At 66.0% G+C, this 25,009-nt stretch carries 16 protein-coding genes; 12 read left to right on the top strand and 4 right to left on the bottom strand.

The window, feature by feature from the left end; all coding sequences use genetic code 11:
• Positions 1–337: 337 nt before the first annotated feature.
• The 12 genes from cysG (at position 338) to ACERNI_RS14975 (ending at position 18,081) form a co-directional block, all read left to right on the top strand.
• Entirely contained in the window at positions 338–1,861 is a 1,524-nt protein-coding gene (gene cysG, locus ACERNI_RS15030) for a siroheme synthase CysG (RefSeq protein WP_448834069.1), read from the top strand.
• 508 nt (positions 1,862–2,369) lie between these two features.
• Entirely contained in the window at positions 2,370–4,820 is a 2,451-nt protein-coding gene (gene nirB, locus ACERNI_RS15025; protein ID WP_448834068.1) for a nitrite reductase large subunit NirB, read from the top strand.
• Positions 4,817–5,149 carry a nitrite reductase small subunit NirD gene (nirD, locus tag ACERNI_RS15020; protein WP_448834067.1) on the top strand — a complete coding sequence of 111 codons (333 nt, stop codon included), beginning with the start codon at positions 4,817–4,819 and terminating at the stop codon, positions 5,147–5,149. Before nirB ends, nirD begins: the two co-directional genes overlap by 4 nt.
• 73 nt (positions 5,150–5,222) lie before the next feature.
• On the top strand, positions 5,223–6,068 hold the full coding sequence (locus tag ACERNI_RS15015; protein ID WP_448834066.1) for a formate/nitrite transporter family protein: 846 nt from the start codon (positions 5,223–5,225) through the stop codon (positions 6,066–6,068).
• Between the two features lie 165 nt (positions 6,069–6,233).
• Entirely contained in the window at positions 6,234–7,973 is a 1,740-nt protein-coding gene (locus tag ACERNI_RS15010) for a protein kinase domain-containing protein (protein ID WP_448834065.1), read from the top strand.
• Between the two features lie 355 nt (positions 7,974–8,328).
• Positions 8,329–9,984: an acyl-CoA carboxylase subunit beta gene (locus ACERNI_RS15005; RefSeq protein WP_448834064.1), complete on the top strand. Its 1,656-nt coding sequence runs from the start codon at positions 8,329–8,331 to the stop codon at positions 9,982–9,984.
• 56 nt (positions 9,985–10,040) lie between these two features.
• Entirely contained in the window at positions 10,041–11,609 is a 1,569-nt protein-coding gene (locus ACERNI_RS15000) for an ABC transporter substrate-binding protein (RefSeq protein WP_448834063.1), read from the top strand.
• A gap of 27 nt (positions 11,610–11,636) precedes the next feature.
• Positions 11,637–13,274, top strand: coding sequence for an AMP-binding protein (locus ACERNI_RS14995; protein WP_448834062.1), 1,638 nt, complete (start codon positions 11,637–11,639; stop codon positions 13,272–13,274).
• Positions 13,261–14,793 (top strand): acyl-CoA carboxylase subunit beta, encoded by a 1,533-nt coding sequence (locus tag ACERNI_RS14990; protein ID WP_448834061.1) that lies wholly within the window; start codon positions 13,261–13,263, stop codon positions 14,791–14,793. The genes ACERNI_RS14995 and ACERNI_RS14990 overlap by 14 nt, the downstream gene beginning before the upstream one ends.
• A 260-nt stretch (positions 14,794–15,053) precedes the next feature.
• Positions 15,054–15,686 (top strand): TetR/AcrR family transcriptional regulator, encoded by a 633-nt coding sequence (locus tag ACERNI_RS14985; protein ID WP_448834060.1) that lies wholly within the window; start codon positions 15,054–15,056, stop codon positions 15,684–15,686.
• A gap of 239 nt (positions 15,687–15,925) precedes the next feature.
• Complete coding sequence (locus ACERNI_RS14980; RefSeq protein ID WP_448834059.1) at positions 15,926–17,134, top strand: ABC transporter substrate-binding protein; 1,209 nt, start codon at positions 15,926–15,928, stop codon at positions 17,132–17,134.
• Positions 17,135–17,361: 227 nt separating this feature from the next.
• Complete coding sequence (locus ACERNI_RS14975) at positions 17,362–18,081, top strand: carbonic anhydrase (protein WP_448834058.1); 720 nt, start codon at positions 17,362–17,364, stop codon at positions 18,079–18,081.
• A 100-nt stretch (positions 18,082–18,181) separates the two neighbouring features.
• Here the strand turns inward: ACERNI_RS14975 and malQ are convergent, their stop codons facing one another.
• From malQ to glgA, 4 genes are all read right to left on the bottom strand, one after another.
• On the bottom strand, positions 18,182–20,233 hold the full coding sequence (gene malQ, locus ACERNI_RS14970; protein ID WP_448834057.1) for a 4-alpha-glucanotransferase: 2,052 nt from the start codon (positions 20,231–20,233) through the stop codon (positions 18,182–18,184).
• On the bottom strand, positions 20,230–22,470 hold the full coding sequence (glgB, locus tag ACERNI_RS14965; protein ID WP_448834056.1) for a 1,4-alpha-glucan branching protein GlgB: 2,241 nt from the start codon (positions 22,468–22,470) through the stop codon (positions 20,230–20,232). Before glgB ends, malQ begins: the two co-directional genes overlap by 4 nt.
• Positions 22,471–22,726: 256 nt before the next feature.
• Positions 22,727–22,996 carry a DUF2934 domain-containing protein gene (locus ACERNI_RS14960; RefSeq protein WP_448834055.1) on the bottom strand — a complete coding sequence of 90 codons (270 nt, stop codon included), beginning with the start codon at positions 22,994–22,996 and terminating at the stop codon, positions 22,727–22,729.
• Positions 22,997–23,093: 97 nt separating this feature from the next.
• Entirely contained in the window at positions 23,094–24,626 is a 1,533-nt protein-coding gene (gene glgA / locus ACERNI_RS14955; RefSeq protein WP_448834054.1) for a glycogen synthase GlgA, read from the bottom strand.
• Between the last annotated feature and the right edge of the window lie 383 nt (positions 24,627–25,009).

Genomic DNA, 25,009 nt, shown 5'->3' with positions numbered 1-25,009 from the left:
CGGGACACTGTCGCGGAATGCCCGTTTCGCAGGCAGCGTGACGCAGGGAGCGGCGCCGTGGGTCATCTGCCGTCTTGAGGGCCGCCGCCGGGGCGCCTATCGTTGTACTGTCCGGCCTGACAACGACGTCATGGCCGGCGGAGACTTGACCAGGGAAGCCCTGGCCGGTGATGGCCTGGCTGATGGCGGTCTCCCCGAAACGCCGCGCCACGGCGTTCCTTTCCGACATTGACGTCGCCCCTTGTCCCCTTTGTCGCCCCAGCCGCGCGCCCGTGCGCGCCTGATGTGACGCGCGTCGCCCTCACACGCCCGCAACTGCCAGTCCGGAGGATCACCAATGCCCCTGCGATCGAGAAAGCCAGAGCCGGCGGCTCCCGGAAGGCTGGGCCCGCTTGCGAAGCTGCCGGTATTCCATGACCTGCGTGGGCGGCGCGCGGTCGTTGCCGGCGGCTCCAGCGCCGCCGCCTGGAAGGCCGAGTTGCTGGCCGCCGCCGGAGCCCATGTGGAGATCTACGCCCCATCGACGGGCGAGGACATGGAAAACCTGCTGCGCCATGGCCCGGCGGACGGCAGCCTCACGATCCATGAGCGGCGATGGACGCCGGACGCTCTGGACGGCGCGGCGATTGCGGTGGCGGACGCCGGGGACGATCAGGAGGCGGCGGCCTTTGCCGCCGCTGCCCGCGCCGCTGGCGCGCCGGTGAATGTCATCGACAACCCTGCTTTCTGCGACTTCCAGTTCGGGGCCATCGTCAACCGCTCGCCGGTGGTGATCGGCATTTCGACCGATGGAGCCGCCCCGATCCTGGGGCAGGCGATCCGCCAGAAAATTGAGACGCTGCTGCATCCTTCGCTTGCCTTGTGGGCGGCGCTGGCGCGCAACATCCGCGGTCAGGTTCTGGAGCGCGCCTCCCAGGGGCTGGCCCGCCGCGTTTTCTGGGAACGCTTTGCCGGCCTGGCGCTCGGGGGGCGTCCGCCAGCATCCCTGACGGATCTGGACGCCGCGTGTGATGCGATGGCGATCGCACCCCATGCATCGGGCCGGGTCACGCTGGTCGGCGCCGGGCCAGGCGATGCCGAACTGCTGACGCTCAAGGCCATGCGGGCGCTGCAATCTGCTGATGTGATCCTGTTCGACGATCTGGTGTCCGACGACGTGCTTGAGCTGGCGCGCCGGGAAGCGCGGCGCCTGATGGTGGGAAAGCGGGGTGGCCGGGCTTCCTGCAGCCAGGACGACATCAACAGCCTGATGGTGCGGCTGGCGCTTGAGGGCAAGCATGTTGTCCGGCTCAAGTCCGGCGATCCGATGATTTTCGGCCGCGCCGGCGAAGAGATCGCGTGTCTCAGGCGCGCTGGCGTGCCGGTCGAAATTGTATCCGGCGTGACCGCCGGCATCGCCGCCGCCGCATCACTGGGCGTCTCGCTCACCCACCGGGAGGCGGCGCAATCCGTGCGGTTCGTGACCGGGTGCGCGAAAACCGGGCGGTTGCCCGCGGATCTTGACTGGCGGGGACTGGCGGATCGCAGGACGACAACAATCTATTACATGGCCGGCGCCACGGCGCGGGAGATCGCCGGGAAATTGATGGCGGCCGGCTATCCCGCCGATGGGCCTGCGGTGATGGTCAGCAATGTATCGCGCGCGGAAACCCGCTGGAACGGCCCGCTCCGCGCCCTTGGCGATGCGGCGCGCGGCCGGGACCCGGGCCAGCCCGTGCTCATCGGTGTCGGCGAGGTATTCAGGGACGCATTCAGGCCTGGGCAGGCTGGACATTATCAAGACAAGCAAGAGAAAACTGGATATTTGAAAGCCAAATACTGGCAAATGCCAGCGGACAAGCTGCAACCGGCGCAGGCATGATGTTCCGTCGCCCGCAACGAAGAATGGCGAGGGGCAGGTTGGGAATGCGTCAGTATTGTTGCGATCTGGCGTGAGGAACCTGTTTTTCGCGGTTGTCACACCAGGCCGCGTTCGCGGATCGCTCCTTCCGGAAACGGAAGGAGCTTTTTTCTTTGCACGGACATGACGATTGCAACGTCCAGGCGCCGAACATGCAAGTTGTTGCACCGATTTCAGGCGCCAAGCTGATGATATGTTGTTCGCGGCGCCCAAACTATCTCCTTGAGCGCAACGGGTTGATTTAATAGCATTAAATACATCGGAGCCATGACAAAGACGTCATCGCTCCCCAGCCATTCCCGCCAGATCTGGCGGACGGCGGCCAGTTAACTGGCATCCCAACCGACAACGGCGTCGCACGAACAGCCCAGATCCACTCGCGATCTGCCGGCGCGTTCCTGCGACGTTTTTTGTGTTTCCACTTCAGATACGCGTCAGATCATGCATCTGCGCGGAAAGGAGGCCTGAGATGCCCCGAAAGCTTGTTGTTGTCGGCAACGGCATGGCGGCCGGCCGCGCGCTGGATGAGCTGCTCGCCCGTGACCCGGATGCGTATTCGGTGACAATTTTTGGCGCGGAACCACGCGTCAATTACAATCGCATCATGCTTTCTCCAGTATTGTCTGGACAAAAGGCCTACGAAGACATTTTGATTCACGATGACGCCTGGTATGCGGCCAACCGCATTGACCTGCGGCGCGGCGTGGCGGTCACCCACATCGACCGCGCCGCGAAGCAGGTGCTCGGCGCCGATGGCTCCGTCACGGACTATGACGCGCTGCTGCTGGCAACCGGGTCGTCGCCGTTCGTCCTGCCGGTTTCGGGCGCCGATTTGCCCGGCGTGGTGAGCTTTCGCGACCTCGACGATGTGGACGCCATGCTGGCGGCGGCGCGCAAGGGCGGCCGCGCCGTGGTTATCGGCGGCGGTCTGCTCGGTCTGGAGGCGGCGGCTGGGCTGGCGGCGCAGGGCATGGACGTCACCGTTCTCCACCTGATGCCCACGCTGATGGAGCGTCAGCTCGATCCCTCCGCGGGCTATCTGTTGCAACGGGCCATGGAGCAGCGGGGCGTTGCCATCCGCTGCCGGGCGAACACCCACGCCATTCTCGGCGATGCGCATGTCACGGGCGTCAGGCTCGACGACGGGGAGGAACTGCCGGCGGATCTGGTGGTGATGGCGATCGGCATCCGGCCCAACGCCGCGCTGGCGCGCGCGGCTGGTCTTGACGTCAACCGCGGCGTGCTGGTTGGCGACGACATGCGGACCAGCGATCCGGATATTTTCTCGGTCGGCGAATGTGTCGAGCACGGCGGCGTCTGCTACGGCCTCGTTGCGCCGCTCTATGACATGGCGAAGGTCGCAGCGGCGGGTCTGGCGGGCGACGCGACGGCTGCGTTCACCGCCTCGCTCACGGCCACCCGCCTCAAGGTTACGGGCGTCGATCTGTTTTCTGCTGGCGATTTCGGCGATGGCGACGACCGTCAGGAAGTGGTGCTGCGCGACGCGGCGCGCGGCGTCTACAAGCGCGTCGTGTTGGAAGGCGACCGGGTGGCCGGCGTGGTGCTTTACGGCGATACCGTTGACGGTTCGTGGTTCTTCGATCTGTTGCGCCGGGGAACCGATGTCTCGCAGATGCGCGACACGCTGATCCATGGCCAGTCGTTCGCGGCGGGCGCGCCGCAGGATCCGGCGGCGGCAGTCGCGGCCTTGCCGGACGACGCGGAGATTTGTGGCTGTAATGGCGTCTGCAAGGGCAAAATTCTCCAGACGATCGCGGGGGAGGGACTGACCTCGCTGGCCGATGTGCGGGCGCATACCAAGGCCTCGGCCTCATGCGGCGTTTGCACCGGCCTTGTTGAGCAACTGATGTCGCTGACGCTGGGGGCGGCGTTCGCGCCGGCGGCGGTGGAGCCGATGTGCGGCTGCACCGACCTTGGCCACGACGAGACGCGCCGTCTGATCCGGGCCGGATCCCTCAGGTCGATCCCGGCCGTGATGCAGGAGCTTGGCTGGAAGACGTCTGGCGGCTGCGCCAGATGCCGCCCGGCGCTCAACTATTATCTTCTGTGCGACTGGCCTGAAGAATACGAGGACGACGCCCGCTCCCGCTACGTCAACGAACGTGTCCACGCCAATATCCAGAAGGATGGCACCTATTCGGTCGTGCCGCGCATGTGGGGTGGCCTCACCAATCCGCGCGAGTTGCGCGCCATCGCCGACGTGGCGGAGCGCTATGACATTCCGGCGGTGAAGGTGACGGGCGGGCAACGCATCGACCTTCTGGGCGTGCGCAAGGAAGACCTGCCCGCTGTCTGGGCAGATCTCAACAGGGCCGGCATGGTTTCCGGCCACGCTTACGCCAAGGGTCTGCGCACGGTGAAGACCTGCGTTGGCTCCGACTGGTGTCGGTTTGGCGCCCAGGACTCGACCGGCCTTGGCGTGCAGATCGAAAAGTTCATGTGGGGTTCGTGGACGCCGGCCAAGGTGAAGATGGGCGTCTCCGGCTGCCCGCGAAACTGCGCCGAGGCGACCTGCAAGGACGTGGGGGTGATCTGCGTCGACTCCGGCTTCGAGATTCACTTCGCTGGCGCCGCAGGCCTGCACATCAAGGGAACGCAATTGCTGACCCGCACGGCAACCGGGGACGAATGCATCGAGGTCATCGCCGCGCTCACCCAATTGTATCGCGAGCAGGGGCGCTATCTGGAGCGCATGTACAAATGGGCCGAACGGGTTGGCGTCGACGCCATCCGCGCAGCCGTCGTCGGTGACGCGGAAAAGCGCCGGGCCCTCTTCGAACGCTTCGTCATCTCGCAACGCAAGGCGCAGATCGACCCATGGGCCGAACGGGCCGCAGGGCGCGAGGCGCATGAATTCACCCCGATGGCCAATCTGAAACTGCTGGAGGCGGCGGAATGACTGAATGGATTGATGTGGGCCGGATCACCGACATTCCGGTTCAGGGCGCCCGGGTTGTCGCAGCCCCCGTTGGCGATATCGCGGTGTTCCGTACGGCGGATGGCTCCATCTTCGCCCTGCGCGATCGCTGCCCGCACAAGGGCGGCCCGCTTTCGGAGGGCATGGTGCACGGAAACGCCGTGACCTGCCCGCTCCACAACTGGGTCATCAGCCTGGAAACCGGGCAGGCGCAAGGCGCCGATCATGGCTGCGCCGGCAAGATTCCAGTGCGGATCGACGGCGAGCGGATCCTGCTGGCCGCTTCAGCCCTCCGCCAATACGCGGCCTGAACCGCCGCACAGCTGAACGACGGCCGCGCCAAAGGTCGCATCAAGGCCGGCCTGTCCCCCGAAAGGACGCACCATGTCATACCTTCCCCCCGCCGAATATGTCGCCAAGATGGTTGACGCTGGCGAATCCAAGATCTTCATGTCGACCCGCGACACGGTGATCCGCGCCTTCATGGCGGGCGCCATCCTGTCGCTGGCCGCTGCCTTCGCCGTCACCATCAATGTACACACGGGGCAGCCTCTCGCCGGCGCCATCCTGTTCCCCGTCGGTTTCTGCCTGCTCTATCTGATGGGCTTTGACCTGCTGACCGGCGTGCTCATGCTGTCGCCGCTCGCCCTCATCGACCGGCGCCCTGGCGTGACCTGGGGGGGCGTGTTGCGGAACTGGGGGCTGGTGTTTCTTGGCAATTTCGCCGGCGCGCTCACCGTGGCGCTGATGATGGCCGTCATCTTCACCTATGGCTTCACCCAGGCGCCGGACGCGGTGGGCCAGAAGATCGGCGTGATTGGCGAGGGACGGACCGTGGGCTACGCAGCCCACGGCGCCGCCGGCATGTTGACCCTGTTCATTCGCGGCGTGCTGTGTAACTGGATGGTCGCGACTGGCGTTGTTGGCGCCATGATGTCGACGTCAGTTTCCGGCAAGGTCATCGCCATGTGGATGCCGATCATGCTGTTTTTCTACATGGGATTCGAGCACTCCGTTGTAAACATGTTCCTGTTCCCTTCAGGTCTTCTGCTCGGCGGCCATTTCTCGGTGATGGATTATCTGGTCTGGAATGAAATTCCGACCGTGCTGGGCAATCTTGTCGGCGGCCTCACCTTTGTCGGCCTCACGCTTTACACCACGCACGTTCGCACTGGCGCGAAGCGCGCGCCCCGCGCGAACCTCCGCGCCAGCATCGCGCCGGCTGAATAGCCGGTTTTCCGCCAGTCTCCGTCTTCCCGCCGGTCCGGCGGGACGTTCCTGGAGCAGTTTTCGATCAATCCGGATCGCAAACTGCTCCAATTCTCCCTGGCTGGAGCGAATTCTGATCGATCAGCCGTTTCCGGCTGACCGGAAGACGCTCCATGTGGAGCACCCATGCCCGGATCTCTTGCGATATCGATTGGCCAGCACTCCGACCGGGGCCGGAAGGAGATCAACCAGGATTTCCATGGCGCGCTCATCCCCGAGGGCGCCGCTTTGGCGATGAAGGGCGTGGCCATCGCCATTGCCGATGGCATCAGCAGCAGCCCGGTGGGCGGCGTCGCGGCTGAAGCGGCGATACGCAGCTTTCTGACCGATTACTACTGCACGTCTGACGCATGGACGGTCAAAACCTCGGCGCAACGCGTCATTACAGCGGCCAATGCATGGCTCCACGCCGAAACCCGCCGGCATGCCGATGTGGGCGACGCTGACCGGGGGCATGTCTGTTCGTTCTCCGCAATGGTGCTGAAAGCGCGCCAGGCTCACATCTTCCATGTGGGCGATTGCCGGATCAGCCGCCTGCATGGCCGGTCGCTGGAGCCGCTGACGGAAGACCACCGGCTTGTCGTTTCGTCGCGGCAAAGCTATCTGGCGCGCGCCCTCGGCGCCCGTCCGGGCGTCGAAATCGACTATCGCGCCACGGACCTGCACATCGGCGATGTGTTTGTCCTGTCCAGCGACGGGGTGCACGAGCATGTGACGGGCGAAGACATCGCCGCCGCCATCGCCGCCCATCCGGACGATGCCGATGCAACCGCCCGCGACATCGCCGGTGCGGCGCTCGCGGCGGGTAGCGGCGACAACGTCACGGTGCAGATCGTCCGCATCGACGACCTTCCGGACATCGACGCGGACGACTGGCTCCCTGACGCGGCGCTTGAGCCCGCCGCACCGCCGGAGCCTGGCGTCCTGCTTGATGGCTATCGCATCATTCGGCCGCTGCATGTCAGCCACCGCAGTCACGTTTTTCTCGCCACCGACACGGAAACCGGCGAGACCGTCGCCCTCAAGACGCCCGCCACCGAACTGCGCAGCGATGTTGCCAGCCTCCGGCGGCTCATGATGGAGGAGTGGATCGCGCGACGCCTGAAGAGCCCGAATGTCATGCGGACGCCGCCACGCAGGCGCCGTCGCAGCGCGCTTTATGTGGTGACGGAGTACATTGAAGGGCAGACCCTGGCCCAATGGATGGCGGACCACCCGGAGCCGGATCTTGAAACCATCCGCAATATCACGGCGCAGATTGCCGCCGGGCTGCGCGCCTTCCACCGCGCCGAGATGGTTCATCAGGATTTGCGGCCGCAGAACGTGATGATCGATCGCTTCGGCGCCGTGAAGCTGATTGATTTTGGCGCGACCCGGGTGGCCGGCGTGGCCGAGGCCGGCCCCACCGACTGGGACCAGATTCTCGGAACCGTCCAATATACGGCGCCAGAGTATTTCCTTGGCGAACAGGGCGATGGCAGGGCCGATATCTTCTCCCTCGGCGTCATCGTCTACCAGATGCTCACCGGGCGCCTGCCCTATGGCGCCGGTATCGCGAAAACCCGCACGCGCATGCAGCAGGCCCGGCTGGCCTATGCGCCAGTGGCCGGATGGCGACCCGAGGTCCCGCCATGGTTCGACCTCGCCATCCGCAAGGCGACCCATCCCAATCCCTGGAAGCGTTATCAGGACGTGGATGAATTCATTCATGACCTGCGGCGGCCCAACCCGGATTTGCCGGGCGCCGGGCGCCAGCCGCTGATCCAGCGACATCCGGCCCGGTTCTGGCAAGGGGTGTCGGCGGGTCTGGCTGTTGTCGTCGTGGCGCTGCTGTGGCTTTTGTCCCGCGCCGCAAACCAGTTCTGATCCAGATCGCCAGGCAATCCGCCCAGGAAGCGCCCGCGCCGCCGCGCGGCGCATCCCCCTGGTCACGCACGATGGGGCCTATGCTTCCGTTTTTGATAGGCAGGCCCGGCTGGCGGCAGGCGCCGCATTGCCTGCCAGCTGGACATTCCTCCGGATCCAGCGCGCCGCCAGCCGGGCGCAGGTGACGACGTCGTATTGTAACTTACGTTGAAGTAAGATAACAGATCTTATGGTAAGTTTCCCGCGCACGCCTTCCGAAGCAGGAAGGCGCGCGGTTGCCAGGATCAGGGCCAAGGCCAGGATCAGGGAAGCAGCACGCGGACATAACCGGCGGCGATGCATCGGGGAGGGGAAGATGGAAACGCCAGAAACGGCGGAGCATTCACGCGTGGCGCAACCCCGTCCGCCGGCCGTTGCAGCAGGGGCGCCGCTGGCCGCCGGCCCTGGGGCGGATCTCGCCGTGGCGGACATTCTCGCGCGCGTTGAACATGAACGGGCGGCCGGCGGTGATAATGCGCGCGCCCAGGCCATCGCCCGCCAGCATGCCCTTGGCAAGCTTTCGGCGCGCGAGCGCATCGCCGCCTTCGGCGATCCCGGCAGCTTTCGCGAGGCGGGCGCCCTGGTGCGGCCGCTGCCGGAGCACGGCGTGATGCTGGACGCCCCGGCCGATGGGGTCATTACCGGGGACGTGCGCGTCGATGGTCGCCCCGTGGTGGTTTCCGCCACTGATTTTTCCGTGATGGGCGGCAGCAGCGGCAAGGCTGGCGGCCTGAAAAGCGCCCGCGCCATCCAGTACGCCATCGACCATGGCCTGCCTTATGTGTCGCTGATGGATGGCGGCGGCCATCGCATCCAGGAGGGGCTGGACAGCCGCCATTTCGCCGGCGTGTCGACGCCCTTCAAAAAGATGGTCGACCTGTCCGGCTGGACGCCGATCTGCGCCGCCATGATGGGGCCGGGCTTCGCCGGGCCGTCGAACTTCGCCGCCCTGGCCGATTTTGTCGTCATGGTGCGCGGAACTTCGACCATGGGCATCGCCGGCCCTGCGCTGGTCAAGGCGGCCACCGGAGAGGATCTGGACAAGGAGGAGCTTGGCGGCGCATCGGTGCAGGTGGACCGGTACGGTATCGCTGATCTGGCGGTGGACTCCGACGTCGCGGCGCTCGCGGCCATCCGGCGCTATCTCAGCTATTTCCCCCCCAACGCCCGCGCGCCCCTGCCGGTTCACCCCTGTGATGATCCGGTTGACCGGCGCGACGCGGCGCTGCTGGAGATGGTTCCCCCCAATTCACGCCGGGCCTATGACGTCCGCAGGGTGATGGAGGCGGTGGCCGATCGCGGCAGCGTCTTCGAGCTGAAACCCGGTTATGCGCGCAATGTGGTGACGGCGCTCGCCCGGCTGGATGGACGGCCCGTCGGCATTATCGCCAACCAGCCAAAACACTTTGCCGGCACGCTCGACAGTCCGGCCTGCGAAAAGGTCGCCCATTTCATTTCCGTCTGCGACGCCTTCGGGCTGCCGCTGGTGTTTTTCGTCGATATTCCCGGATTCCATGTGGGCTCTCCGGCGGAGCGCTCCGGGCTCGCCCTGCGCAGCGCCCGCATTATTTACGAACTTGGCCGGGCGACGGTGCCGCGCCTTTCGGTGATCCTGCGCAAGGGCTACGGGCTCGGTTTCATCGCCATGAATGGCGGCCGGACATTCGGCGCGGACCTCACCGTGGCGTGGCCGACGGCCGAGATCTGCGCCATGTCCATCGAAGGCGCTGTCGACGTCGCCTTCCGCAAGGACATTGATGCTGCGGAAAACCCCGGCGCCCGGCGCGCCGAGCTGATCGGGAAATTCCGCAGCCGGGTCAGCCCGCTTGCCGCGGCGGAAGGCTTCGGCGTCGACGACATTATCGACCCGCGTGACACCCGTCCCGTGCTGATCGAGGCGCTGGCCCGCACGGCGCCGCGCCGCAGCGCATCGTCGGCGCCGCCGAAATTCCACGACATCTCGCCGATCTGAAGCGGCGCGGGAAAACAGAAATCGAGACGGCGGAGCAGCCGTCCAGGGAGGAAAACATGAGCGATCAGCGTATTCCCGATGGACGGGCCGCCGGCCCGGAACTCAACCGGCGCGGACTGCTTGGGCTTGGCGCGGCGACGGCCGCGACCCTGGCTTTTCAATTGCCGGGCGCCCGTCCCGCCGCAGCCCAGCAGGCGGATGCGTTGCGTGTGTCCATCAACGTCAATCCCTCGACGCTGGACCCGGTCACCGGCCGGAGCGGCGGGGACCACCAGTTCCTGTTCCCGATATATGACACGCTGGTCCAGTGGGAGCCGGCGACCCTTGAGCCGAAGCCAGGACTGGCCAGCTCCTGGGAATATCGCGACGAACTCACCCTGGCGCTGCAACTGCGCCCTGGCCTCAAATTCCATGACGGAACGCCGCTTGACGCGGAGGCGGTGAAATTCAATCTCGACCGGAGCCGCGCCGACGAGAAATCCAACATTAAGGTGGATCTGGCATCTGTCGCCAGTGTCGAAACCAGCGGCCCGACCACGGTGATCCTGAAGCTGAAGTCGCCTGACAGGTCGCTGCCCCTGGTGCTGACGGACCGCGCCGGCATGATGGTGTCGCCGAAGGCGGTCGCAGCTGGCGGCGGCAGCGTCGACCGCGCACCGGTTGGCGCCGGTCCATGGAAGTTCGTCAAATGGGAAAACAACGCGCTCGTCGCTTACGAGCGTAATCCGGACTACTGGAACCGCGAGCAGCCGAAGGTGGCGCGCCTGAACCTGCGCGTCATCACCGAGGTGGCCACCGGAGTGCGATCGGTCATCGCCGGCGAAAACGACATGGTGCTCAATGTGCCGCCGATGCAGCGGGCCGTGCTGCAAAAAAGCGGCAAACTGGAGGTTTCCAGCGAACCTTCCCTGTATCTGCACATGGTCTATCTGGATTTCTCCAAACCGCCGTTCAATGAACTGCGGGTGCGCCAGGCCATGAACCTTGCTGTCGACCGGGAGCTGTTCAACAAGGCGACCCTGGCGGGGCTCGGGGAGCCGGCCTCCACCTGCTACCCGCAGAAATACTGGCCCCATGACAAGGCCGCCGCCGCCCTGCTGGCCTACGATCCGGACAAGGCGCGTTTCCTGCTGAAGGAAGCCGGGTTGCCGAAAGTGGAGTTCACCGCCATTGGCTACGCTGACCAGGCGGCGGTGCAACGCCAGGAAGTGTTGATGGAGATGTGGCGAAAGGTCGGGATCAACGCCAAACTGCGCGCGGCCACCGTCGCCGAGGCGTCAACCGCCTTCTTCTTCCAGCGCGCGGTCGACAGTTTCATCGCCGCCATCACGTCGCGGCCGGATCCGTCGATGGTCCCCTATACAATCTTCGGCAAGACTTCGCCCTATAACGGCGGCCGGCAGGAAATTCCGGGCATGGAGGAGGCGCTGGCCGCATCACGCGTCGGCGCCACCCAGGAGGCGCGCCAGGCCGCTCTGGCGAAAGTGCAGCGCATCGCCGCCGAACACGCCGTCTACGTGCCTTTGGCCTTCGACCCAAACGTGGTCGCGATGAACAAAAGGGTGCAGGGCTTTATCCCGAATCTCCTTGGCCGTCCCCGTTTCGAGAATGTGTCGGTCGGCTGAAACCGCCCCAACAGGAGGAATTCCGTCATGACCCGCGCCGATCCCCGTATGCCGCCGCGCGACGCCTGCGTGGCGCGCGACCTGATCGACCGACACGCCAGGGAGATCGGTGACGACGTGTTCGTCGTTTATGCCGATGGCGAGGCGTGGACATTCCGCCGCCTGCGCGACGAAGTGCGCAACTGTGCGGCGGCCTTGCAGGCGCTTGGCGTCAGGCAGGGCGATTTCGTGCTGAGCTGGTTGCCGAACGGGCGCGACTGCGTCCGCGTCATGTTCGCGCTGAACTATCTCGGCGCGGTCTATGTCCCCATCAACACCGGCTATCGCGGCGGCCTGCTGGCGCATGTCATCGAGAATTCCGGCGCCCGGCTCATGGTCGCCGACGCCCGTCTTGCCGACCGTCTCGCCGACGTGGACGCGGCGGCGTTGCAGGACGTTGTGACGGTGGGCGGCGCGCCGGTCAAAACGGCGGCCGGACTCAATTTCCTGCCCGAGGACGCGCTGCAGGGAGACGGCGCCCGCCTGAGCGACCCGGAGCGGGAGATCGCGCCCTGGGATACGTTGTCGGTCATTTATACGTCAGGCACCACGGGGCCATCCAAAGGGGTGCTGTCGTCGGCGTTGCAGGTATGGTCCACCTTCATTCCCAACAACTCCATGTTGCCGTCGGACCGGACGTTGGTCACCCTGCCCATGTTCCATATGGGCGGCGCCGGTCCCATCTGGGCGTCGCTGATGCGCGGCGGCTCTTTTGCGCTGGTCGAATCCTTCCGCACCCAGGATTTCTGGAACGTGGTGCGCCGCTTTGAGGTGACGCACACCATCCTGCTCGGCGCCATGACGCCCTTCCTGCTGAAAGAGCCGCCATCGCCGGGCGACCGCAATCATTCCCTGAAGAAGGTGGTGATGGTGCCGTTGTCCGACCAGCACCGCGAGTTCGCCGACAGGTTTGGCGTCTCGGTCATGACCAGCTTCAACATGACCGAGACCTCCTCGCCGCTGTTCGTGACGGATCCGCCGGTTCGGGGAACCTGCGGCCGCCCGCGCCCCGGCGTGGAGTTGCGCATCGTCGATGAAAACGACTGCGAAGCGCCGCACGGCGAAACTGGTGAACTGATCATCCGGGCCGATATGCCGTGGGCGCTCAACCACGGCTATCACCGCAATCCGGAGGCGACGGCGAAAGCGTGGCGCAACGGCTGGTTCCATACGGGCGACGCCTTCCGGCGCGATGAGGCCGGCAACTTCTTCTTCGTCGACCGCATGAAAGACGCCATCCGCCGGCGCGGGGAGAACATTTCGTCCTTCGAGGTCGAAAAGGAGATTGTCGCCCATCCGGACGTGCGCGACGCGGCGGTCGTCGCCGTGCCAAGCGAATTTGGCGAGGACGAGGTAATGGCGGTGGTGGCGCCGGCGCCCGGTCGCACCATTGATCTTGCGGATCTGGTGGCGTTCCTGACGCCCCGCCTCGCCCATTTCATGGTGCCCCGCTATTTCCGCATCATGGACGATCTGCCGCGCACGCCGACGGAAAAGGTGCAGAAGCACCTGCTGCGCGCTGATGGCGTCACGGGCGACGCCTGGGACCGTGAACAGGCAGGCATTGTTTTGAAGAAAGAGCGCCTTGGCGCCGGCGACAGGGAACAGGCTCATGCAATCCGGTGAGATCAACGCGGACCCGACGTTTGAGGAACGGCGGGCGCATGTGCGCGCCATGGGCGGCGGCGCCAAGCTCAAGGCGCGCCGGGATGCGGGCGTCATGAACGCCCGCGAGCGCATCGACGCCCTGTGCGACCCCGGCAGCTTCATGGAAATCGGCGAATTTGCCCACTCCGTCCGTCAGGATGACGCCGCCAGGACGCCGGCGGATGGCATTGTCACCGGCTTCGGCAAGGCTGGGGGGCGGGTGGTCGCGGTTGCATCTTTCGACCTGACGGTGCTCGGCGCCTCCTCGGCGCAAAACAATATCCGCAAGCTTGGCTTTCTCAAGGAAAGCGCTTCGCGGGCTGGCGTTCCATGCGCCTTCCTGATCGAATCCGCGGGCGCCCGCATGCCCGACATCCAGGGCGCCGCGGGCATGGGGCGCATTGGCCTGCTCAACAGCAACAACCGGGACCGTGATACGCCCTGGGTCAGCGCCGTGCTTGGCCCCTGCTACGGCATGGGGACCTGGTACGCCGTGCAATCGGATTTCACCAGCGTCCGCAGGGACGCCGCGTTCTCTGTGTCGAGCCCCAAGGTTGTTTCCGTTGCGTTGAGCCAGGAGGTGTCGCCGGAAGAGCTCGGCGGCGCCGACGTGCACGCGGAAATCACCGGCTTTGCCGACCATGTGGGCGAAACGGATGCGGACTGCATCGCGGCGCTCAGGCGCTTTCTGTCATACCTGCCGTCGCATGCCCAGGAAACGCCGCCCCTGGGGTGCGAGCCCGTGGAGGCCCACGATGGCGCGAGGATCGCAGCGCTGATCCCGCACGCGCGCAGCAAGGTTTACGACGGCCGCAAGCTGGTGGAGCTTGTCGCCGATGCCGGCTCCGTTCTGCCGTGGCGCACCCGATTTGGCCGGACGCTTGAAACCGCGCTCGCGCGCATCAACGGGCGCAGCGTCGGCATTATCGCCAGCAATCCCATGCGCAAGGGCGGCGCCATCGACGGCAAATCGTGCGACAAAATGACGGAATTCATCGTGTTGTGCGACAGCTTCAACATTCCGCTGGTTCTGCTGGCCGATACGCCCGGCTTCCTCGTCGGTCTGCAGGCCGAGCATGAGGCGGTCGCCGGCAAGATCATGAACAATCTGCGCGCCCTGCATCTGGCCAGCGTGCCCAAGATCGCTGTCGTGGTGCGCAAAAGCTATGGCCAGGCCTATCTCAATCTGGGCGGCGCGGGCGCCGACGCCCTTGCCGTTATGACAACGGGGGAGGTGGGCTTCGTCGATCCGTCGGTCGCGGTCAGCGTGGTGCACAACCGCCGACCCGCTCCGGACGATCCGGCCTATGCGGAGCTGATGCAGGATATGGTCGCCAGCAATTCCCCCTATGCCCTTGCCGGCATATTTGCCGCCCATTCGGTGATCCAGCCTGCAGAAACCCGCGACTGGATCGCTGGCATGCTGGAGGTCTATGCCCGCCGGCCTTCGGCGGGCGTCGGCAAACACCGCCTCGCCACCTGGCCCACCAGCCTTTGACAGTGGCCGCATGGCGCCCGGCCGGCGTGGTGAACCAGACCTCGCAGGAGTGGTGGCATTGCTGACGGGACGGGGATCGCTGTTCTCCGTCCCGCCTGGACGGCGCCGCATGTTGCCAGGCGGATCGCCCTGTGGTTCTCCTCGCATCCAGAACGGGACGGCTTGCCAGCGCATGATGATGCGCCAGTGAAGATCGCGGCGAATATGGCGTCTGGCGACGTCCCGAGCGCGAATGCGATCAACACGAACAGGAAAGCGCCGTGGCCCGCAAACGATGGAATGGCGAATTCGAGACATCCGCGGAGCAGCAGGCGATCAAACGGCGCCTGCTGTTGCGGGAGGCTGGCGCGGCGTTCACCGACCGTGGCTTTCACAACGTATCGCTGGACGAACTGGCGGCGCGCCTCGGCATCTCGAAGACTGTTTTCTATTACTATTTCCGCGACAAGAACCATCTGCTGCAAAATTGCGTGGAAATCGGCTTTGAACTTGCCGAGACGGCGCTGGATCGCGCCGAGGCGCTCGATGCCTGCGGGCTGGAGAAGGCGGCCTGTTTCATGCACGCCTACGTCACCGGCATCACCTCGGAAATGGGCGCCTGTGCGGTTCTCACCGAACTGAACTCCCTGAACGCCGATGATCTGGCTGCTGTGCGCAAACGCCAGCGCGCGTTTGGCCGGCGTCTGGTGCGGCTTATCGAGGAAGGGCGCAAGGATGGCAGCATCGAGACGGACAATGCCCGCGTCGCGGCAAGCTGGATCCTGAGCCCGCCGCTTGGCATCCCCCGCCTGAGCCAGCTCTGGCAGGTGCAGGATGGCAAGGGGCTCGCTGACCGGTATGCCGATCTGGTGCGCCGGTCCTTGCGGCCGTTGCACGCGGCGTCAGCGGACTGAATATGACATCCGCATCCGGCTTCCCCCTGTCTGGGCATGTCCGGCAGCAACGTGCGTCACGTTAATGTGGACTTTGCAGGTCGCGGGTGCATGTGCAGCTTTGCCGCCGCGCCAGAACGGCATACTGTCTACGCCTCTGTCCTGATCCTTGTCTTGTTTGACGGTCGGGCCGGCAGGTGTCTAACCTCTCCAAAGCCGGCGCATACGTAAAATAACAGCCGGCATGGTGAGGAAACACAATGAAAATCACGCGCAGGCTCGGTGCGGGCGCTATTTGCATCTCCATTGCCCTCACTGGAGGCATGGCGGTCGCCGCCAACGCTCCAGGGGTCTCGGACACTGAAATCAGATTGGGCACCCTCCAGCCGCTAAGTGGCCCGGCGTCCGCCTACGGCGTTCTTGGCTATGCTTTTGAAGGCTATTTCGCCAAGGTGAACGATGAAGGCGGCATCAACGGTCGCAAGATCCGGCTATTGCTTCGCGATGACGCCCTCAGCCCGCCCAAGACCGTTGAGCAAACCCGCAAGCTGGTGGAGCAGGACGATATTTTCGCGCTGTTTGGCCAGAGCGGCACCTCCGGCGGCATCGCAGTACAGAAATACCTGCACGTCAAAGGCATTCCGCAACTGTTCGTCATGTCCGGGTCGCACGTCTTTCAGGAGCCAAAGAACGCGCCGCTCAGCATGCCTGGCCTGCCGACCTACGACAGTGAAGCCCGCATCTATGCGAAAGCTATCCTGCAAAATAACCCGGACGCCAGGATTGGCGTTTTCTACCAGAACGACGACTTCGGGAAGGACTATCTCAAGGGCGTGCAGGCCGGCCTTGGCGAGCGGGCCGACAAGATGATCGTGGCCAGGGAAAGCTACGAGCTGACCGACCCCACGGTGGATTCCAAGATCCTGGCGCTCAAATCCAGCGGCGCCGATACGCTGGTGATGGGCGTTTATTCCAAGCAGGCGAGCCAGGCATTGCAAAAAATGGCCGCCATGGGCTGGAAGCCAAAGATTTACATGAGCTACATTGGCGCGTCTGTCAGCCCCACCTTCATGAACGCCGGCCTGGAGAACGCCAAAGGCGTGATCACCGCCACCGTGCGGAAGGACCCGACGGATCCGCGCTGGAAGAGCGACCCTGACGTTGTCGCCTGGCTCGCCTGGATGGACAAATACTATCCCCGTGGCGACAAGACCAACGGCAGCAACGCCGCTGGCTACATGATCGGCGACCTCGTGCGTCACATCATTGAGAAAACTGGCAAGGACGTTACCCAGGAGCGGTTGATGGCCACGGCCAAGCAGGTGCGCGACTATCGTCCGCCGATGCTGCTGCCTGGCATCAGCATCACCATCACGCCTGACAGCTACAATATCTACAACAAGCTGCAGCTGCAGGAATTTGACGGCGCAACCTGGCGCGAACTCGGCGAGCCGATTTCCACTCACTGATCCCGCGCCGGAATTGGCGTGAACCCTGCGCTTGAGCGACAGAAGGCGGGATCCGGCCAGGGCCGGCCGCGTCTTGTGTCGTTCAACGCAGAACGATTTTCCATAATACGTGTCCGGCCAGTAACGATCGCCCCAATATTGCCTGAAGCGCCGGCCTCGCCTACGCTCCACAAGTCCGTCCTGGTCTGGCGGCGTACGCTTTTCAGAAGGAATCGTGAGGTCAGGATATGTGTGAGTCTTGTAACAGTGCTGCAATCGGACGGCGGGGATTGCTGAGGGGCGCCGCCGCCTTGGCGGGCGCGGCCGTCATCGGCGGCGCTGCGGCCGGTGGCCAAGCCATGGCGCAACCTGCGCGCGCCGCCGAAACGCCTGAGGCAGCCCTGGCCATGCTGGTCGAGGGCAATGCGCGCTATGCCGCCGACAAGCCGCGCGAGCGCGAGTTTACCGCGAGGCGGGCGGCCACGGCCCAGGGGCAAAAGCCATTCGCGGCGATCCTGGGTTGCGCCGATTCACGCGTTGCGCCGGAACTGGCGTTCGACCAGAAGCCAGGCGATCTTTTCGTCGTCCGGGTGGCGGGCAATTTCGTCACGGATGAAGGGCTGGGCAGTCTGGAGTTTGGCTCCGCGGTGCTGGGAACCCGGCTGATCATGGTGCTGGGCCACACCGGGTGTGGCGCGGTGAGCGCAACAGTCGAGGCGCTCCAGGCTGGCAATAAACTGCCAGGACACATTGCCGGCCTGGCGACCGCGATGAAGCCGGGCATTGAACCCGTCGTCAAGGCGGGCGGCGCCGATCTGGTCGCGCGGGCGACCATCGCCAATGTCAACTACAATGTGGCGCGGCTGCAGAAAGCGAGCCCCATCCTGGCCGATCTCATTGCGAAACAGCAGTTGCGCGTGGTTGGCGGCGTCTATGATCTGGCGACAGGCAAAGTCACCCTGGTGTAGCGTCCTTCGCGTCGCGGGTTCCGGCAATTCCCCGGAACCTCTCGCGTCTTGCGCTGGCGACGCCAGAACCATGACGCGATGGCCCGGACCGGAAATCGCGCTAGCAGCCGGAGCGCGCGGCGCGTAGCGGCGCCAGCCGGCGCCGGGGCGCCGCGCCATCAAGCGCCGTCGCCGCGTCGCCTGGAAGCCGGTGGCGCCAGTTCGGCTTTTCTGTCGTCGTGCCGGGTACATTCGGTTGCACGCGTAGCCCCAGGGCGTCCTCGACCGGTATCAGATGGAGCGTGCAGGGGGTGGCGGCGACGTAGCGGATGGCCGCGTCGACGACGGGGCCGGTATCGTCGGGCGCGGGCCTCTCGCCCTGCGCCAGGCCCGCATCGACGCAGGCGCCCCATAACACGCCGCGATCCCACGCCCGAGCGGGCTCAGCGTTGGCGTCGGCGGGATCGAGATCGGAGCCGGCCCACCACCCGGCGGTGGGAACGAGATCATGCGTGCTGGTCATCGCCACCGCATCCCCGTCCCAGTCCCACGGGCGGACATAACCATGTTGGGTTCGCTCAAAACGCAGGACGCGCAGGCCGGCGACGCCCTGCGCGCGCAGATCATCGCGGAAGCCGTGGGGCAAGGTGCCAAGGTCCTCGCCGATGACCACGGCGCGATGCCGCCAGGACTCCAGCGCCACGAGGCAAAACAGCGCTTCAGAGGGAAAGCTGACATAGGCGCCGTCGAGCGCCGTTGCGCCATCGGGCACGAGCCAGAGTCGGCTGAGGCCCATCACATGGTCGATGCGGATGCCGCCCGCGTGGCGCAGGCTTGCCCGCAGCGTTTCGATAAACGGCGCGTAGCCGCTGGAGGCCAGGCCCCGTGGCGAGAACGTGGTGAGAGCCCAGTTCTGGCCATTGGCGGCGTAATAGTCTGGCGGGGCGCCAATGCCGAGACCGTGCAGGATGTCGTTCTGGCGGCTCCAGGCATGGCTGCCGGCGCCATCCATGCCGATGGCGAGATCGGCAATGAGGCCAACCGTCATGCCGGCTTCCCGGCAGGCGCGCTGCGCGGCGTCACAGGACAGGCCGGTGAGCCATTGCAGGAAAATCTGGTAGCGGATCTCCTCCGCGTGCGTCCGGGCGAAGCCGGCAACCGCAGGGCTGTCGGGCTCGCGAAAGCCCGGCTGCCAGTTGCGCCAGGATTGCAGGGTGGGATCGCGCGCCAGCTCCACCGCGTGCAGCGCCTCAAAGGTGGCGTGGGCGCGCAGTAGCGGCGAGGCGCTGGCGGCAAACTGTTCGAAGGCGTCGCGGCTTTCGCCGGCTTCGTCCAGCGCATGGAACAGCGCGCGCAAAAAATGCTGCCGCAGCGGCGTCGCCGCCTGCCAGTCGATCTGGCTGGCGTCAGACAGCCGCGTCATGGCGGCGGCAAAGCCGTCTTGCCCGGCGATGCGGGTGATGAGGTCCCCGGGAAACGCGGCGGCGGGATCAGCGTGCAGCGGGTTGTAGAACAGCCGCGTGGAGGGGGAGTAGGGGCTGAACAGGTCGGGCCGGGCGCCGTAAAGCGCATGCACCGGGCTGATCGCCAGGGCGTCGGCGCCGAGGCTGGCGGCGGCGCGGCCCAGCGCGGCGACGCCAGCGAAATTGCCGATGCCGCCGTCGTGGGCGCTGCGCAGCGAATAGATTTGCGCCGCGAGACCCCAGCCCGACCGGCCGCCCGCGAGGTCGCGGAAGGTGACGCAGCGCGCCGGCGCGACGGCCACCGTCGTGGTCCCGTCGCCAATGATAACGCGGTGGTAGCCAGGCGCGTCGAAGGCTGGCAGCACGCGGCGTCCGCCGGTTTTCTCCACCGTCACGATCCGCTGCGTTCCGTCCTCCAGCATCACCTCGACGCGGCCGCCGCGCGTTTCGGCCTCTGACAGGTCGCCCGGCAGCTCGACCGGCTGGCCAACCCGCGCGGTGACGAGGCGCGACGGGCCGGCCGCCGGCGCGGCGTCCAGCGTTGCCAGGGAATCCCGCAATGCGGCGCCGGAACCGGCTGGCAGGCCAAGCGCGCCCAGGATGGCGCGCAGGCTGTCGGGAGAAACCTGGCGCCGCGCGCCGGTCTGGTCGGTCCATTCGGGCGCGACGCCGGCGCGCCGCGCCAGCTGGCGCAACAGGTCGTCGGTCATTGTCCCGCCCCCCCATCATTGGCGCCAGCCGGGCCCACATGCTCCAGCACAATCAGCGCCAGCGGCGGCAGGGTCAGCGACAGGGACTGGGCCTGCCCATGCGCGGCGATGGCGCCGGCGGTGACCGGCCCGCCATTGCTGATGCCCGAACCGCCCCAGGCTTCCGCATCGCTGTTGAGTATTTCAGTCCAGAGGCCAGGGGAGGCGACGCCCACGCGATAGTCATGGCGCGGCGCCGGCGTCATGTTGGCGACCACCAGGAGCGGCGGCTGGCCGTCGCCGGCGGAGCGGGTGAAGGCGAACACGGCGTTGGCCCGGTCGTCGCCGATAACCCATTCAAAACCTTCCGGGCTGTGATCGCGCCGGTGCATCGCCGGATGGCGGCGATAGAGCGCGTTGAGTTCACGCACGAGTTGCGCTGTTCCGCGCCTTGGGGCGTCGTCGTCAGCGGGCCAGGGAAATGGCGCATCGACGTTCCATTCCTGCTCCTGACCGAACTCGCACCCCATGAACAGCAGCTTCTTGCCAGGATGGGTCCACATCAGCGCCAGGAACAGCCGCAAATTGGCGAAACGCCGCCAGTCGTCGCCGGGCATGCGGGCAATCAGCGAGCCTTTGCCGTGCACCACCTCGTCGTGGGAGATCGGCAGCACGAAGTTTTCCGAGAAGGCGTAGATCAGCCCGAAGGTGATGTCGTCGCCGTGATAGCCGCGATGCACCGGGTCGCGCCCGAAATAACGCAGCGTGTCGTGCATCCACCCCATGTTCCATTTGAAATGGAAGCCGAGGCCACCCTGGTGAACCGGAGCGGTAACGCCAGGCCAGGCGGTGGATTCCTCGGCGATGGAAATGGCGCCGCGCCCACGCGCGCCGATCAGCGTGTTCAGCTCCTGAAAAAAGGCCACCGCCTCCAGGTTCTCACGCCCGCCAAGATGGTTTGGCGTCCATTCGCCAGGCTCGCGGCTGTAGTCGCGATAGAGCATCGAGGCGACGGCGTCGACGCGCAGCCCGTCAAGATGGAAGGTCTCCAGCCACCACAGCGCCGAGGCGATCAGGAAGCCGCGCACCTCGCTGCGCCCAACATTGTAGATGAGCGTGTTCCAGTCGCGGTGGAAGCCCTGGCGTGGGTCCTCGTGCTCGTAAAGCGCCGTGCCATCGAACCGCGCCAGGCCATATGCGTCAGTGGGAAAATGGGCCGGCACCCAGTCGAGGATCACGCCAATGCCGGCGGCATGGCACCTGTCAACGAAACGGGCGAAGGCCTCCGGCGGCCCGAGGCGCGCGGTCGGGGCGAACAGTCCGAGCGGCTGGTAGCCCCACGAGCCGCCAAAGGGATGCTCGGTGACCGGCAGCAGTTCAACATGGCTGAAACCCATGTGTTGCAGATAGGGAATGAGCCTGTCGCTGGCGTCGTCCCAGCTGCCCATTTCGCCCCATTCGGTTCTCAGCCATGAGCCAATGTGAACCTCGTAGATGGCGAGCGGCTCCGCCCCCGGGTTGGCGCCCGCCCGCTGCTCCAGCCACGCGGCGTCGCTCCAGGTGAAATCTGGCGGGGCGGCGACGATGGAGCCGGTGCGCGGCGGCTCTTCCTGCCGGCGGCCCAGCGGGTCGGCCTTCCAGGGCAGGGCTTCGCCGTTCGCGCCGGTGATGGCGTATTTGTAGACGGCGCCCGGCGCGACGCCGGGAATGAACAGCTCCCAGACGCCAGGCCCAAGCCGGCGCCGCATCGGGTGGCGGCGGGCGTCCCAGCCGTTGAAATCGCCAACCACGGCGACATGCGCGGCATTCGGCGCCCAGACGGCGAACAACGTCCCCCCGACGCCGTCGAAAACGCGCGGATTGGCGCCAAACCGCGTCGACAGATCGAAATGCCGGCCCTGGGCGAACAGGTAGATGTCGTCTTCGGACAGCAGCAGGCCGAAGGAATAGGGATCGGCCGTCTCGACAATCCCGTCTGGCCAGGAGATGCGCAACCGGTAGGGGCCGACATCCGGCGCCGGCGCCAGAAAAAGGCCATCGCCCTGCGTCTGCATGGGCGCGGCGCGGCGCGCTTCACCTTCAACTTCGCCGGTGACGATTTCCGCGTAATTGCAGCCGGGCAGCCAGGCGCGCACGAAGGCGCCGCCGGCATGGACATGACGGCCAAGGATGGCGAAGGGGTCGGGGTGGCGGCCGTCCTGCAGCAGGGCCAGATCGTGCGGCGCGAGGGCGGGCAGGGAAGGCGTGGGCTGGCGCATGGAGAGGCCTTGTCTGGACGCCAGGGAATTTCCGTCCGGCGGGAGGGATCAGCATGCCGCAACGCGGCATGAAAACGCGCAGCACGAAAAGGTGAGCGCAAGGGGGCGGTTTCCGGCGGGCCGGGCGCGGCCTGCGTCATGAAAATGCGGCGAGCCGGGAAGCGCGCGGCAGGAATGCTGCGCGGTTGCGCGCTTTCCTGCTTCGGCCCGTGGCGCAGGCGCCGTCTGCCGACGGCCTCAACCATCGGCAGCGGGCTCAGGCCTTCGGTTTTGCGCTGGCCTTGCTACCCGTCGCCTTGCCTCCCGTCGCCTTGCCACCCGCCGGCTTTGTCGCCGTTCTGGCGCGCGGCGCGGTTGCCCGGGGCTTGCGCTGGATTGGCGCGGTCGCCGCGGCAATCTCGCCAGGGCTGGTTGCGAGGCGCTCCTCGGCGAGCCGCCAGTGCTCTGCGTCCCTGCCGTGGGGCCGGCCCTCGGCTTCCCAGATTGCGTAGGCGGCGGCGCGAATGGTGTGATCCGTGTTCATCATCTGCCTCCCGGAGAGTTGGACTGGACATGTGAGGCTCCGGCCGCGCCGGCCGGCGGCCGCAGGTTTGCCGCTGCCTCAGGTTGTGCTGTCGCGGTTGTCAGCTGGCGAGCGCGCGGGCGTAGACGTCCGCATAACGGAAACACGGGTTGCGCCAGTCAAAGCGTTTGGCCATGGCGTGGTCCCGCATCCGCCGGAATGCCTGCCTGGAGCGGAAGGCATCCAGGGCGCGGGAAACCGCCGCCGTCAGCCCCGCCCCGGTAAGGCTGGAGAACAGGAAACCCGACAGGCCGTCTTCAATGGTGTCGACGAGGCCCCCGGTCCGGTAGGCGATCGGCAGCGCCCCGGAGCGTTGGGCATACATCTGACTGAGGCCGCAGGGCTCAAAGCGTGATGGCATCAGCAGGAAATCGCTGGCAGCGAACAGCCGCCGGGCCTCGGCGTCATCGAAGCCGATGCGGGCGGCGACGGCGTGCGGATGCTTCCTGGCCAGATTCTCCACGGCCTCCTCGATGCCTGGCTCGCCGCGCCCGGTCACCACCAGCTGGCCGCCCTGGGCCACGATGGTTTCCGCAACCTCCAGCGACAGGTCCACGCCCTTCTGGTGCACGAGGCGGGAGATGATGGAAAATAGCGGGCCGCGCGACGCTGGCAGATCGAAAGTCTTGCGGATTTCGGCTGCGTTGCGGCGCTTCCACTGGCGGACAACCTGACCGCCGCGCGCGCCGGAATCGATCAGCGCATGCCAGCTGTCATCAATGCCGTTGATGATGCCGGTCAGCCGGCCCTCGTCCATCCGGGTTTTCAGAAGACCGTCGAGGCCACAGCCATGCTCGGGCCGCGTGATCTCGCTGGCGTAGGTCTCGCTGACCGTGGTGACATGCGAACCGTAGAAAATGCCGCTCTTCAGAAACGAAATCTTGCCATGAAACTCGGAGCCGTTGATGTCGAAGGCGGTCTCCGGAATGCCCAGAAGGCGCATGCGTTGCGGGTGATACAGGCCCTGATAGGCGAGGTTGTGGATCGTCAGGATCGACGGCGTCGTCAGCCCCTTCCAGCGCATGTAGCCGGGGGCGAGCGCGGAGGGCCAGTCGTTCACATGCAGGATGTCCGGCTTCCATTGCGGGTCAGCCTCGCCGGCGGCGACTTCCGCCGCCGCCAGCGAAAGGCGCCCGAACCGGATGTCATTGTCGCCGAAATCACCGCCGCTGAACGGCCCATAGGGCGAACCGTCGCGATCATAGAGCTCGTCACAGAGCACCGTGTAAATCACGAGGCCGTCGCTCGTGGTGAAGCGGCCAAGCGACCATGGCGGCAGTCCGGCGACGCGCGGCATCTGCCGCACCACATCCATCGCCGGCATGGCCTTGCGGACCTGCCGGAAGCCCGGCAACAGCACCCGCACGTCGCAAAAGGCGCGCAACTGCCGGGGCAGGGCGGTCGCGACCTCTCCGAGGCCCCCGGCCTTGATGAAGTCGCCCATCTCGGATGTCACAAACAGCAGCCTGGTGTTGGCCGCGATCGGCGAAGGCCGGTCGTGAGACCCGTCTTTCACGGCAGGCGCGAAATGCAGCGCATGACCAGACGTTGCGGGCGCGTTTCCGGCGCGAGCCAAACCCAGACTGTCCGCCATCCCGTTTCCCCTTCGCATCCCGTGAACCGCAACAGACCGCCGTCTCCTGGCGCGAGCATTGCCGCAAAGCAGCAATCGGCGGGCAACCCGCAGCGACAACTCGCAACTCTGAAGCAAAACTGGCGCCAACCGAGCAAGATCGGCGCCAATTGCCCCGGCGCACCATTTGCGATTGGCGTCATCACGCATCGCGAGCCTGCCGGGAGCCGCCGGATTGAGGCGTTTTCCCATTGCGCCCTGAATACGAAACTGGTGTGACGCGACCGCGAAGGGCGCGACGATCCACCCGGCTCAGGCCCACCAGCAGCCGCGCATCACGGCTCCGGCGCCTTGCGCTGGATGGTGCTTGCCTTCCGGGGCGCGCCAGTCGCCCCTGGTGGTCA

This window comes from Camelimonas sp. ID_303_24 (assembly GCF_053543495.1).
This window is presented reverse-complemented; position numbering and strand designations above follow the sequence as displayed.